The sequence below is a fragment of the Variovorax sp. V213 genome (assembly GCF_041154455.1).
In the GTDB taxonomy this organism is placed as follows: Bacteria; Pseudomonadota; Gammaproteobacteria; order Burkholderiales; family Burkholderiaceae_C; genus Variovorax.
Genome location: NZ_AP028664.1, coordinates 3,018,318 through 3,030,929, shown reverse-complemented (window position 1 = coordinate 3,030,929; position 12,612 = coordinate 3,018,318). Strand labels below are relative to the sequence as shown.

At 64.2% G+C, this 12,612-nt stretch carries 16 protein-coding genes; 13 read left to right on the top strand and 3 right to left on the bottom strand.

Going from position 1 to position 12,612, the window contains the following annotated elements; genetic code table 11:
• Positions 1 to 155: 155 nt before the first annotated feature.
• The 4 genes from ACAM55_RS14495 to ACAM55_RS14480 all read left to right on the top strand — a co-directional run bounded on the left by ACAM55_RS14495 (position 156) and on the right by ACAM55_RS14480 (position 4,719).
• Positions 156 to 2,189 (top strand): ParB N-terminal domain-containing protein, encoded by a 2,034-nt coding sequence (locus ACAM55_RS14495; RefSeq protein WP_369652229.1) that lies wholly within the window; start codon positions 156 to 158, stop codon positions 2,187 to 2,189.
• Between the two features lie 292 nt (positions 2,190 to 2,481).
• Positions 2,482 to 2,946: a thioesterase family protein gene (locus ACAM55_RS14490; RefSeq protein WP_369652228.1), complete on the top strand. Its 465-nt coding sequence runs from the start codon at positions 2,482 to 2,484 to the stop codon at positions 2,944 to 2,946.
• A gap of 500 nt (positions 2,947 to 3,446) precedes the next feature.
• Entirely contained in the window at positions 3,447 to 3,755 is a 309-nt protein-coding gene (locus tag ACAM55_RS14485) for a DUF736 domain-containing protein (RefSeq protein WP_012747205.1), read from the top strand.
• A 622-nt stretch (positions 3,756 to 4,377) separates the two neighbouring features.
• The gene (locus ACAM55_RS14480) at positions 4,378 to 4,719 is read left to right on the top strand and encodes a DUF2958 domain-containing protein (protein WP_369652227.1); all 342 of its coding nucleotides are present in this window, start codon (positions 4,378 to 4,380) and stop codon (positions 4,717 to 4,719) included.
• Between the two features lie 11 nt (positions 4,720 to 4,730).
• On the opposite strand, the gene ACAM55_RS14475 is transcribed toward ACAM55_RS14480, so the two are convergent.
• On the bottom strand, positions 4,731 to 5,039 hold the full coding sequence (locus ACAM55_RS14475) for a helix-turn-helix domain-containing protein (protein ID WP_369652226.1): 309 nt from the start codon (positions 5,037 to 5,039) through the stop codon (positions 4,731 to 4,733).
• A 169-nt stretch (positions 5,040 to 5,208) separates the two neighbouring features.
• On the opposite strand from ACAM55_RS14475, the gene ACAM55_RS14470 reads away from it, so the two are divergent.
• Positions 5,209 to 5,550, top strand: a complete 342-nt coding sequence (locus ACAM55_RS14470; protein ID WP_369652225.1) for a DUF2958 domain-containing protein — start codon at positions 5,209 to 5,211, stop codon at positions 5,548 to 5,550.
• Between the two features lie 11 nt (positions 5,551 to 5,561).
• Here ACAM55_RS14470 and ACAM55_RS14465 read toward each other — a convergent pair whose 3' ends face one another.
• On the bottom strand, positions 5,562 to 5,909 hold the full coding sequence (locus tag ACAM55_RS14465) for an H-NS family nucleoid-associated regulatory protein (protein ID WP_369652224.1): 348 nt from the start codon (positions 5,907 to 5,909) through the stop codon (positions 5,562 to 5,564).
• 147 nt (positions 5,910 to 6,056) lie between these two features.
• A complete protein-coding gene (locus tag ACAM55_RS14460) occupies positions 6,057 to 6,278 on the bottom strand; it encodes a hypothetical protein (protein ID WP_369652223.1) in 222 nt (73 codons plus the stop codon).
• Between the two features lie 167 nt (positions 6,279 to 6,445).
• Here ACAM55_RS14460 and ACAM55_RS14455 point away from each other — a divergent pair.
• The 8 genes from ACAM55_RS14455 to ACAM55_RS14420 all read left to right on the top strand — a co-directional run bounded on the left by ACAM55_RS14455 (position 6,446) and on the right by ACAM55_RS14420 (position 12,246).
• Positions 6,446 to 7,581 (top strand): IS3 family transposase gene (locus ACAM55_RS14455; protein WP_369652222.1). Its coding sequence is split into 2 segments (ribosomal slippage): positions 6,446 to 6,707 and positions 6,707 to 7,581, totalling 1,137 coding nucleotides; the frame shifts between segments, so codons are not numbered across the junction.
• A gap of 350 nt (positions 7,582 to 7,931) precedes the next feature.
• Positions 7,932 to 8,750, top strand: a complete 819-nt coding sequence (locus tag ACAM55_RS14450; protein ID WP_369652221.1) for a DUF2285 domain-containing protein — start codon at positions 7,932 to 7,934, stop codon at positions 8,748 to 8,750.
• A gap of 92 nt (positions 8,751 to 8,842) precedes the next feature.
• On the top strand, positions 8,843 to 9,151 hold the full coding sequence (locus ACAM55_RS14445) for a helix-turn-helix transcriptional regulator (protein ID WP_369652220.1): 309 nt from the start codon (positions 8,843 to 8,845) through the stop codon (positions 9,149 to 9,151).
• Positions 9,152 to 9,181: 30 nt separating this feature from the next.
• Positions 9,182 to 10,066, top strand: a complete 885-nt coding sequence (locus tag ACAM55_RS14440) for a replication initiator protein A (protein ID WP_369652219.1) — start codon at positions 9,182 to 9,184, stop codon at positions 10,064 to 10,066.
• A 140-nt stretch (positions 10,067 to 10,206) separates the two neighbouring features.
• Positions 10,207 to 10,941 (top strand): ParA family partition ATPase, encoded by a 735-nt coding sequence (gene parA, locus ACAM55_RS14435; protein ID WP_369652218.1) that lies wholly within the window; start codon positions 10,207 to 10,209, stop codon positions 10,939 to 10,941.
• A complete protein-coding gene (locus ACAM55_RS14430; RefSeq protein ID WP_369652217.1) occupies positions 10,938 to 11,201 on the top strand; it encodes a chromosome partitioning protein ParB in 264 nt (87 codons plus the stop codon). The genes parA and ACAM55_RS14430 overlap by 4 nt, the downstream gene beginning before the upstream one ends.
• A gap of 65 nt (positions 11,202 to 11,266) precedes the next feature.
• The gene (locus tag ACAM55_RS14425) at positions 11,267 to 11,728 is read left to right on the top strand and encodes a DUF2840 domain-containing protein (protein ID WP_369656401.1); all 462 of its coding nucleotides are present in this window, start codon (positions 11,267 to 11,269) and stop codon (positions 11,726 to 11,728) included.
• An 8-nt stretch (positions 11,729 to 11,736) separates the two neighbouring features.
• The gene (locus tag ACAM55_RS14420; protein ID WP_369652216.1) at positions 11,737 to 12,246 is read left to right on the top strand and encodes a S26 family signal peptidase; all 510 of its coding nucleotides are present in this window, start codon (positions 11,737 to 11,739) and stop codon (positions 12,244 to 12,246) included.
• The last annotated feature ends 366 nt before the right edge of the window (positions 12,247 to 12,612 follow it).

Sequence of the window (12,612 nt, the reverse complement as noted above, 5' to 3'; positions counted from 1 at the left end):
CCGGCCTCTATGGCCGCGAAAGGGCTTCGCGGCCCCTGCGGAGCCCAACACCCAAGGAGAGCGCCTATGCACAGACCCACACCCTGAATCCAGTTCCGGTTTTTGTCTTTCCAGTTTTGTTTTCCAACGTCCCGACATGGGACAGGAGTTCGATCATGAATACTGTTGATACGCCAGAAGTTTCCACCCCCGAGGCAGCCGTACCTGCGCAGAACATGGTGCTCGTGCCGCTTTCGCGGCTGCGTTCACGGCCGTCCAAGCGCAACGTACGCCGCAAGGCACGCACGTCAATTGCTGCGCTGGCTGCAAGCATCCGGCGTCTGGGCCTCCTGCAAAACCTCACCGTGATTCATTCCGGCGAGGACGGGGACTTCGAGGTCGTCGCCGGTGGGCGACGCCTCGCAGCCTTGAAGCTGCTTGCGAAGAAGCGGCATATCCCAGAGGATTGGCCGGTACCTTGTCTGCTGGTGGCCGACACGTTGGCGCGCGCGGCGAGCCTTGCCGAGAACGTGCAGAGGGAGGCGATGGGGCCGGTCGAGGAACTGCACGCATGGAAAGCTCTGGTGGCCGAAGGCCGTTCGGTGGAGGCCATCGCGGCGGACTTCGGCGTGACGCCGCTCGTGGTCAAGCGCCGGCTGCGGCTTGCCAACGTCTCGCCGCGCCTGCTGGCGGACTATCAGGCCGACGCCGTGACCCTCGAGCAGTTGATGGCGCTTGCCATCACCGATGACCATGCGGCGCAGGAGGCCGCGTTCTACGACAGCCCGGCGTGGCAGCGCAGCCCCGAGTCTCTGCGCGACCATCTGACCCATGAAGAGATCGATGCCAGCCGCGATGCGCTGGCGCGCTTCGTCGGGCTGGAGGCCTACGAGGTCGCAGGGGGCGGCGTGCGCCGCGATCTGTTCTCGGACGAACAGCAAGGAGGCTATCTCACCGATGTCGGGTTGCTGGACACGCTCGCGCGCCACAAGCTCGCCGATGTCGTCGAACAGGTTCAGCTGGAGGGCTGGGGGTGGGTGGAGGTCGCGCCGCGTGCCACGGCTGCTGAGCTGCACGCCTTCCAGCGGGTGCAGCGCACGCGCCGTGACCCGAGCAGGACTGAGGCCAAGCGCATCGCCAAGCTCGAAAGGAAACAGAATGAGCTGCAGGACCGGCTTGATGATGAGGATGCGGAACTTAGCGAGGACGGCGTGCGCGCCCTGCAAGAGGAACTGGATCAGCTCGGCGCCGAGCTGGACGCGATAGAGCAGACCCTGACGGTTTATCCGCCCGGGACGGTGGAAATGGCCGGCGCCGTGGTATCGGTGGATCACATGGGTGGCGTGGTGGTGCACCGTGGGCTGCTGCGCGAGGAGCAGGCCAAGGCACTGCGGGCGCAGGAGCGGCAGGAGGCCAATGCGGCAGGTGGGGAGCGCAACGGCCACGATGGTGATGCCGATGAAGCGGCCAAGTCCGGTATCTCGGAGAAGCTGGCGAAGCGCTTGAGCGCGCATCGCACGGCCGCCTTGCAGGCCGAGGTCGCCCGGCATCCGCAGGTGGCGTTGGTGGCCGTGGTGCATCGGCTTGCGCTGCGCGTGGTCTTCGATAGCTACGGTTCGGGCGGTTCGCCCGTCGACATCATCTCCACCCCGCAGGACGGGCTGACGCAGCATGCCCCGGATGTGGGGGAGTCTCCTGCGGCGGTGGGCATGGGCAAGGTCCGCGAGGCGTGGGCGGCGCGCTTGCCTAAAGAGCCCAAGGCCCTCTTTGTCGAGCTGCTGGCCCTGCCGCAAGGCGAACTGCTGTCGCTGTTGGCGGTGTGCGTGGCTTCCACTGTCAGCGTGCTGGCATCCCGCGAGGACGAGGTGCCTGCCGCCGGGCTGGCCGAGGCCGTGAGGCTCGACATGCGCGACTGGTGGACACCGACCGCCGAAGGCTATTTCTCGCATGTGTCCAAGGCCAAGGCATTGGAGGCGGTACTGGCCTTTGCGCCCGATCACGTGACTCGGCTGTCCAAGCTCAAGAAGGCCGAGATTGCGAGCGAGGCTGAAAGGCTCGCGGCTGGGACCGGGTGGCTGCCGGTGATGTTCAGGGCCGAGGCGAAACCGAGCCCTGCGACGTCGCCATCGTCGGGGATCGAAGCGGTGCTGGAAGCGGATGAAGCCGCTGCCGAGGCCGAAGAGCGCGAGGGGCTGGCGGCAGTCGCCTAGGCATGAGGCCCCGGCCAGAGGCCGGGGCCTTGGATGTGCGAGAAAAAAAACGCGCGCGGCAAGTGTGCCGCGCGCGTTGTCGTTTGCGACGGGGGCAGGGCTATGGACACGCCGTGACGGCGCTGAGCATTCTCCAAGCAATCGGAATTCCCTACGCCGTGGTACGCCCCAGCATGCCTCGCTAGGTTGGCTGCACCAGCACATCGCATGAGCATCGAGAGAGTTCCGATTCAGAGGCGTACGCATCTGTCTCTGATTCTGAAAACACAACGATGTCACCTCTCACATTCTCATGAACCAGCAAGGCGTCAGCGAAATCTGTTTTGAAGAAACCTATGCGGTGTCGCATGATCAGACGGCACGGTCTTTGTTCGCGAGGCTGCCGCATGGCCGCGAATACGCACAGACGTTGATCGAATGTCTGGCGACCGGGTACCTGGTCGCAGTTGTCGAGTCCATCTGCGTCCGCGAAATGCAGATACACATCGACGCGACGATGGAGGTGGTCGTAGGGCGCACCGTACACATCGAGCATCTCGGCCCTATCCCACCGATGACACGTCTGCGACTGCGTGGATGGGTCGAGGGTCTCGGCGAGCGCAGTGCGACATTCCGTGTCCAGGCATATGACGACCACGAACTCGTACTCGACGGGACCGTCACGCTGGTGGCGGCGCATCGGGCCAGCATTGAGTCGCGTATCGCCACGAAGGTCGATGCGCTTGAGGCGGCCCGCGGCGGTGGACAACGGGGCTGACGACCGGGGACGACGGGTCATCCCGCGTCACGGTTCAGGCTCTTACCGTAGATATCTGACTTTCTTCCATGCCGTCGATGCCGATCACGTCTGTCGCCTCGACGCTGTGGGGTGTTCCGACGGCGCTTTCCTGGTCGGCCGGCTTGGACCTGGACTGCGTCCGGGCCCATGCCGGAAAGCCGTTGCTGCGGTATCAGTGCCTGGGCCATGCATCCTTTCGGGATCAGGTTCACGCCCACGGCCTTGTATGTGTCGTGAATCCTGGCGCGGGCACGGCGGCGCTTCTCTTCGTTGCGCTTCGCCTCGGGCTTCATCGCCGCAACCGTACGGCCCGACAAATTTCCCCGACCTGCGGTCTTCCTCGCGAAGCAAATTTCTCGGGCCTTCCGGTCCTCCACTCGCGTTGCGGCCTTCGGTGCAACGCGCCCGGACCCGCACCGTCTGGATCACGCCAAGGCCGCGATGGGCGCGGACCTGGTCAACTTCGAAAGGACTTCATCATGGCCAACATCGGCACCTTCACCGCACAGAACAACGGCTTCACCGGCACGGTTCGCACCCTGACGCTCAATGTCAAGGTCAAGATCGCTCCCAGCGACAAGGAAAGCGAGAACGCCCCGGACTACCGCATCGTGGCGGGCACCGGCTACGAGATCGGCGCGGCATGGAAGAAGGTCAGCAAAGCGGACCGGCCCTACCTGTCGGTGACGCTGGATGACCCGTCGTTCCCGGCGACCATCTATGCCCGCCTGGTCGAGGGCGACGATGGCGCGCACAACCTGATCTGGTCGCGCAGCAAGGGCGACTGATCGTCGCCCGGCGCCCCGCCAGCCGGCGGGGCGCTTTATCTCTGGGTTCCGTCAACGGCCCGCGCTTGTCGCGGGCCGTTTCACTTTTGAGGGGCCGCACTGAATTCTGCAAGTGCGGAATGGCGCCAATCCGTGTTTCCTGATTTCCTGATCTGTGGATCGTCGTCATTCCGACTTTGCGGTTCTACGGATGCACAGGTAGCAGTGGATGCGCGAAAGCGGTTCTGCGGATTCGTGGATTTGTGCAGAGACGCATCACAGGTTTTACCAATCGGCGTGCATACGGTTTGGCGTCGAGGACATTCGTGCGTCTCCCGGCGATGCCGGGCCGGGCCGTCGTGCTGTGCATCGAGCCACCGGTGGCGTCTCGCCCCTTCGGGCTTCCATCCCTGACGCCTGCGGCCTTCACTGCGTTCCCGGCCTGCGCGCTCCGCTTGCCACAAGGTGGGGGAGGGGGCTGGCTTGCTGTTCCCTTCATCGTTGCACGGCGTTCTCGCCGTCAAGGTCTGCGCGCACGTCGTGCGCTCGCGGCCCGCGGCCGTCTGCGAACCCTGACGGCTGCGCTGCGTCGTGCGGCTTCGGTCTCGGGCAATCCCGCCCTACATCCTTTCAAGGAAAGACCATGACGAAGCTTCTTACCGACGACCAACGCAAGCAACTGCTGGCCAATGGCCGGGAATCAACCGAGAACCCCGACTTCGACCCGCTGCCGGTGGTCAAGCTGTTCACGCCCAACGCGGGCGCGACGTGGTTGTTGAGCGAACTCGACTCCGAGGACATCGCGTTCGGACTCTGCGACCTCGGGCAAGGTTTTCCAGAACTCGGCTATGTGAGCTTGGCGGAGCTGGAGGGCTTGCGCGGGAGGTGGGGGCTGCCCATTGAGCGCGATCTTTACTTCGTTGCCGACAAGCGGCTGAGTGGCTACGCGCGTGAAGCGCGGCTGGCAGGACGCATCGTGGCGTAGCGCCGTGGGCATCAGCCTTCTGCGGGAGGCTGATGCCATTCCTTCGGCAACCGGGCCTCTGTCTCAAGCATCAGCTCGCCGGCGCTGCGGCCCAGCGCGCGGGCGATCTTGAATACGAGGGCCAGCGTGGGCATGTGCTCGCCACGCTCGATCTTGCCCATGTGCGAACGTTCGATGCCGGCCAGGTGCGCCAATGTTTCCTGCGCGACGCCATCTTCGGTTCTCGTTGCCCGCACCACAGCACCGAAGGCACGGGCAGGCGCAACCTCAAAGGTTGTTGCGCCCACTGGCCGACCGCGCTGAATGACTCGCTTCTGCATGGACAGAAGCGTCGAGTTTCAGCACAATTTAAACCACGTTATCTTTAACTCAATTACCGCTTGCCGCGTTGCTTTTTGGATCGAATCTTGCCGTTGCGTGCAACTGGGCCAGCTTTCCTGTCTCAGGCGGCAGCGGTAGCATCCAGAACTCCCTGCGAGGAAGAAGCTCATGACTTTCCTAACCGAACAACAGCGCACGCAGATGCTGGCGAATGGGGCGGCTCGCGCTCGCGGCGAAGCTCTCGATCCGTTGCCGGTTGTCAAGCTCTACACGCTGGATGCAGGGCTTGTCTGGCTGCTCACCGAGTTGGACGCCGACGGTGACAGGGCCTATGGCCTGTGCGACGCAGGCACAGGTTTTCCGGAATTAGGCGATGTGAGCCTGGCTGCCCTTGAGGCCGTACGCGGTCCCCAAGGTCAGCCCATCGCGGCCGATCCGCACTTCAGGCCGCGGCAGACCCTGTCCGCCTACGCGGCCGAGGCCCTGCGCGATGGGCAGATCTCGGACTGAACCCAGGCCGTTCAGGCTGCGAGTTCGGCAGGCGTCTTGCCACTTTCCAGCGCTGCCTTGAACCACGTCGGACGTGGACCCCGGCCACTCCAGACATTGCCGTTGCCGTCCTTGAATTTGGGAGTGGAGGCCGTGGAGTGGGCCTTGGCTTTGGTGGCCTTGCCGCGGCCGACGGGTTTGACTGCCTTGGTGCTTGCGTTGCGTCCGGTAACGCCCAAGTCCTCTGCGGTGAAGCCGTAGACAGCGATGGCTTCCTTGATGCGCGCAAGCACGCCGGCAGCTTCTTTCTTGCGCAGCACATCGGCTTGTGCTTGCAGTTGTGCAATCTGCTGCTGAACCTGGAGATACGTCTTTGCCATTGTTGGATTGCCTCAGAAGAAGGAAATTGCGATTGTGAGCCAAAGCAGAATTTCACCTTACCGGGAGAGGAATGTGCATTCCCGTTGATGCACAAGTGAATGGTCGTCGCAAAAACTATCCAACGTCATACACACTGCGAACTACCTTCAGGTGATTTCGGTTGCCTCCGCCCATACTCTGTTGAAAAAGGATTCTCGAGTCCTTTTGAACACCGCGCTTGAGTGCAGACCAACAGCAGACTCTATCTGTGTCGTCTTGCCAAAATCAGCACTGGAAACCCAGACCGTGTCCGGCGCCACCAGCACGACTTTGGCGTTGTTGTTGCGATGCAGCGCTATGCGCACTTCAGGAAAGCGCAGCTTGAGCATCCTCGCCTCCCTTTGTGCGTCGGCGTTTGCGATGATGAATATGTCTCGCGGGCGCTTGCCCAAAGTCTGAGAGATGTATTCCGGGTCTGGAAGCGATCCTGACCTGCCCCCTCCCGGCCGTACCAGCGTAGTGGCAGTGAAGTCCGTCAACTTGGAGAATGACGGACATGAGAAAGAGCAGATACACCGAGGAGCAGATCATCGGTTTCATCAAGCAAGCCGAGTCTGGCTTGCCGATCAAAGATCTGTGCCGCAAGGGCGGCTTCAGTGATGCGACCTTCTACAAATGGCGCGCCAAATACGGCGGGATGGACGTGCCCGATGCCAGGCGCCTGCGTGAGCTCGAGGCCGAGAACAACAAACTCAAGAAGCTGCTGGCCGAAGCGCACCTGGACATCCACGCGCTGAACACGGCCTTCGGGGTAAAGCGATAGCCCCGCAAGCCAAGCGCGCGGCCGTCGCCATCATGATCGGGCAATGCGATCTGAGCGAACGACGCGCCTGCAGGCTTGTGGGGCTCTCCCGCGACAGCTACCGCAACCCACCCGAGGTCGATGCCATGACGCAAGAGCTCAGCAACAAGATCGTCGAGATCGCGCATGCACGTCGGCGCTTCGGCTATCGGCGCATCCACGACATGCTGCGCCCGCACTTCCCGGGCGTGAACCACAAGCGCGTCTACCGCCTGTACAGCGCCGCCAACCTGGCGGTGCGCAAGCGCAAGAAGGTCAAACGCCCCGCCAACGAACGCGTGCCGCTGCAACTGGCCACGACGGTCAATGAGGTGTGGAGCATGGACTTCGTCAGCGACAGCCTGAGCACGGGACGGCGCATCAAGTGCTTGACCGTGGCCGATGACTTCAGCCACGAATGCGTGAGCATCTCGGTGGACTGGGGAATCTCGGGGCAATACGTTACGCGACTGCTGGATCAAGCGGCCGTGTTCAGAGGCTACCCGCTGGCTGTGCGCACCGACAACGGCCCGGAGTTCACCAGTCGCGCCTTCATGGGCTGGGCGCAGACCCATGGCATCCGTCACATCCTGATCGAGCCGGGACGGCCCATGCAGAACGGCTACATCGAGAGCTTCAACGGCAAGTTCAGGGACGAGTGCCTGAACGAACAGTGGTTCGAGACGCTGCAGCAGGCCCGATCGGCCATCACGCTCTGGCGCCAGGACTACAACGAGGTCAGGCCGCACAGCAGTTGCCAGCGAATGCCTCCGTCGAAGTTCGCCGAGCTGCATCGCCAGCGCGCTGGCGATGCAGCTCGATCCACCTCAACAACCACCGAGATTAATTAATCTTGCAACCCCGGACTTCCTCGTTATGAATGGCACGGCAGAAGGGGGCAGGTCAATCCGGTCATTATCAAGATGGGGCCGATGACGCGTGCAATTTGAGAGAGGCGCGTATTCCACGTGCTGGCGCAGATGGACATCTTCGCGTCTTCGCAAGAGAAAGCGAAGCCGCGACTGTCGTCGCTGAAAACCATTCGATTGATCCGAGTGTTGAGTCTTGTGTCATCTTGCCTCCAGATCGCCGAAGACGTTCGACCCGGTCGCTCGCTCTATGCGCGAGGGTACCTCGCCGAAAAGGCGGCCCGATTGACCCGCAGCTGTGGCAGGTTCCTTCGCTCAGAAGGAACCTGTCCATGACGAAGCGTGACATTGACGATCTGCCGCGCGCACCCTGGTGCGTGTCGGCCGCCTACTTCTACGCATTGGACCTCGACGGCCCGGCGTTGGCATGGGAATACCTGCGCCGCCATCCACGCTATCGCGCCGAGTACGGCACATCGATGCGGCTGCATTGCGCATGGCCCGCGCGATGGGGGCTGCGTGTCGCGGAAGATCCACGCCTGGATGCGCGCGAGGCGTGCCCGCAGTGGCAGGCCGATGCCGAGGGCCTGCTGCATGTGCGCATGGGTCCGACGCGAAGCGCAAACCAAGGCGATGCGGCAGATCGCTGCTTCGATCTCTGGCGCGTGCCCGGTCGCAAGCATCTGACGCTCGGTGACACCGATTTCACGCTCACGACTGAGTTGCACGCGCGGCGCATCCGTATGTCGCTGGACTCTCGCCTCGGCGACGGTGCAGACTACGTCTGTGCCGTGCCGCTGACGCCAAGTCAGCACGGCCAGCTCGATGACTTCAACGCGCAGGCGAAAGCGCTGATGGGCCGCATGCCGGTCGCGGTGTCTCCGCGAACTGCAAGCCGCTCAGCGCTGCTGCATCACCGCGCCTTGCAGGCGCTCGACGCCGCGCAGGCTGGCGCGTCGCACCGGGACATCGCCAAGGCCCTGTTCGGTCTGGAGGCGGCTGCGGCGCGCTGGCACGCGGATGGCGAATTGCGCGCGCAGGTGCGACACCTGCTGCGGCGGGCCGAGGCATACATGCGCGGCGAATACCGGACCCTGGCCGGAGTGTGCCGTAGCGCGGCAACGTGCCCCGGAGACGAATCCCTTCACTGAATATCTCCCTGCCGGCCACCACCCTCATTCCCCAGACTGTCTCCATCCGACCGCGAATGGCTCGCGGCCGATCCACAACGATGGAGTTCTTCATGGCACTGGGCAGTTCTTTTTCCTCCCGCGCGGCAGCCGCCGCTTCGCCGCATTCACCAGTAGATGGCCAGCTTGATGCGGTGGCGACCACAAATCCTGAATTCCTGACCACCGATGAAGCCGCCACCTTCCTGCGGCTGTCGCCGCGCACGCTCGAGAAGCAGCGCGTGCTCGGTGGCGGCCCGCGCTTTCGCAAATTCGGCGCCCGCGTGGTGTACGCGGTCGCCGACCTGCGGGCCTGGGCGGACCGCAACACCTTCGGCATGACCTCGGACCCGGGCTACGTGCAGCGCGACTCGGTGCGCTGACCCCTCCCGCAGGAACAGGGAGAGGCCACCATGCCCAAGCTGCGTATCGAACGCGAACAGCTCGCGCTGTTTCGCGCGCTTCCTGGCGACATGGCCCCGCGCGATGCGCAGGACCTGATGGCCTACCCATTCTTCTCGCTGGCGAAGTCGCGCCGTACGGTGCCGATCCGCTTCGAGGCTGGTGGCATCTCGCTCACGGTCGAAGGTGTGCCCGAGCACGGAATCGCAACCATCTGGGATGCCGACGTGCTGATCTGGGCTGCCAGCCAGATCGTGCAGGCGCGCGACGACGGCATTACACCCTCGCGGCTCATGGTGGCGACGCCCTACGAGATCTTGCGTTTCGCAAAGCGCAGCACCGGCCAGACCGACTACCTGATGCTCAAGGCGGCGCTCGACCGGCTGCAGTCCACCACGGTGGCCACGTCGATCCGCCAGCAGGATCGCCTCAGCGGCGGCAAGCGCCTGCATCGCTTCTCGTGGATCAACGAGTGGAAGGAACACGTGCGGTCGGACGGCCGTTCTGACGGCATCGAGCTGATCCTGGCCGACTGGTTCTTCTCGGGCGTCATGGACAACGCGCTTGTGCTCACGCTGGACCCGGCGTATTTCCGGCTTTCAGGCGGCATCGAGCGCTGGCTGTACCGGCTCGTTCGTAAGCACGGCGGTAAGCAGCACGACGGCTGGAAATTCGACCTGCGGCACCTGCACCTGAAATCCGCCAGCCTGCAGCGGTACAGCGACTTCGCGCTGCACCTGCGGCGCCTGGTCCGGCGCCAGTCCTTGCCCGGTTACTGGCTTGCCATCGACCGTGTCGGGAGCACCGATTGGCTGCGCTTCCGGAGCTGGCCCCGAGGCATGGCGGATGCGGACTTATCCACAGCAGATGTTGAACAGTCTGTGGAGAACCTGTGAGCGGACTCGGGGAATCACCCGTACGCCGTTCGGGTAATCGCCCGCAAAGACCTCGGGTAATCACACGCACGGATCGGCCGGCAGGCCACGTCCAGCAACGGTTTCGAGGCTCCTTAACTCTCTAACTGAATTCATAACTTATGGATAAAAGAGAAATCGGCGCTGCCCAAGAAACAGGCAATGCTTCAGCCGGGGCACCCGAAAACCGTCGACCACAAAGGCAGGACAGCCCAGGCAAGGTGATCGCGCTGCTGAACCAAAAGGGCGGTGCCGGCAAGACGACGCTTGCCACGCACCTCGCCGGCGAGCTCGCGATGACAGGAAGCCGCGTCACGCTGCTCGATGCCGATCCGCAAGGGTCAGCTTTGGACTGGGCGCAACGTCGCCTTCAGAACGGCCAGGGACGGCTCTATGGCGTCTTCGGGCTGGCGAGGGACTCGCTGCACCAAGAAGCGCCTCAGATCGCTCTGCAGGCCGACTATGTCGTGATTGACGGTCCGCCTCGGGTCGCGGCGCTCGCGCGTTCCGCGCTGCTGGCCGCGGACCTGGTGCTGATCCCGGTGCAGCCGAGCGCCTACGACGTGTGGGCCAGTCATGAGATGGTGCAGCTTGTCATCGAAGCGAGAGTGTTCCGACCGCAGTTGCGCGCGGCCTTCGTTGTCAACCGGCGTGTTGTTGGGACGGTGATCGGACGTGAGGCGCGCAACGCGCTCGCGGATCAGCCGTTCGCAGCGTTGCCCGCCGAAATCTCGCAACGCATCGTGTTCGCCGACAGCGTGGCTGCGGGCCGGCTCGCGTGCGAAGCGGCACCCCAATGCGCGGCCGCGCGCGAGATCGCGGCGCTCGCGCAGGCGGTGCGGGAGTTGCTGCAATGACGGCGTCACCGACCGCGCCGCCGCTACGGCGTGCGCCGATCGGCCGCAAGCCTGCGACCGATCCGGCATCAGCCTGGGTACGGCGAGCCGACGCGTCCGATGTGCCAGCGAAGGCATCGGTCTACACCGCGCGTCTCACCATCGACGTGACACCCGCGCTGCGTGGTCGCATCAAGGTGACTGCGTTCAAGCGCGGTATCACCGCGGCCGACATGCTGCGCGAGTTGCTGGAACGGGAGTTCGATGGGGGAACGCCATGACGCTGCCGAATGTCCGTGTCGCGCAGCCTGCGCCTCAGCACGCGCAGCGGTCTCGTCCCGCGCACATGCCCGTGTTCATGAAGGTGTCGCTCGCCTTCGTCGAGCATCGCGTGAATGTCTGGTTGCGCTTCGGCAAGCCGGTGCGCGAGATCATTCTGGATCGCTGGCGGCGCGTTGCCGTGTTCGAACCGGGTGCGGTCTGCTGTCGCGTGAAGTGGATCGGCAACGACTACGGCACGGCGCTCTGGCAGCTCATGGTGCTGCAGGCACCGATGCCGTTCGACGACGCACAGCGTGTTGCTGGTGTCCTGCCTGGCACGCGCATTCTGCTGCGTGCCGATGGCGAGCCTCAGGTCAAGGCGGTGCTCGCAGTGATCGACGCCATCGAGGCTTTGGAGATCGATCCATGCGCAGTGGCGGTGACCTACTGGCGCACCATCGCCAACCGGCTGGCCGCGCGCCAGCCGTTGCCCGAATACACCGCCGAGCGACATGCCGCGCAACTCGCACGCGGAGCGTTGCAATGAGGCGCCGCATGTTGCTCGCATGCACGGGCTTCGGCCTGGCGGCGCTGTGCGCGCCGGCCGTGGTGACGATGCCGGTAGCCATCGTCTACAACCCGAGCGACAGCGTGCCGCGCGGCTGGTATCGCGTCAGCGGCATCAGGTGCACCGACTCGCTGCACGTTGGCAGCATCGTGCTGGCGCGGATCTCCGCCGACGCGGCCGCGCTGGCCGCGCGGCGCGGCTACCTGCCGGCTGGCGTGCCGATCCTCAAGCGTATTGGGGCCGTGGCGCCGCAATCGGTGTGCGCGTGGAGACAGGTCGTACGCATCGACGGCGCGGCCGTGGCAACCGCCCGGACGCATGACGGCATGCATCGGCCGCTGCCTGTCTGGCAGCAGTGCCGGGCCCTCGTCGGAGGCGAGTTGTTCCTGCTCAGCGACTCGAATCCGGCGTCGTTCGACAGCCGGTATTTCGGGCCCATCACAGCGTCCGAAGTGCTCGGTGTTGCGCGGCCGTTGTTGACATGGAGTACGCCATGACGTCTAGTTTCTTCTTGCAGTCCGGTCGGGCGTGGATTTGCACGGCACATCACTTCGACACGCCTCCGTTCGTGCGACAAACATGCACCGCTCGTGCGCGGATGTTGCGATCAATTTTGCGCTGGACATGCAGCTCAACTGCAGCCGATCCTGCGCCTAGATGGCACTTCGACGTGCAGAGAGCCCGGCGCCAGCGTGCAGCACCCGCTGCACTAGCGCTGCCCCTCGGGCAGCGTTGCGCACGTGGTGCGCGGCTGGCGCTAGGTCGGAGCCGGGAGCAGATGCGGGAGGCGGAGACGGAGGGCAAGAGAAAAGAACCGGCACACCTTCGCCCGCCAGTCCAGTCTGCACGTGGGTTGGGCGCGG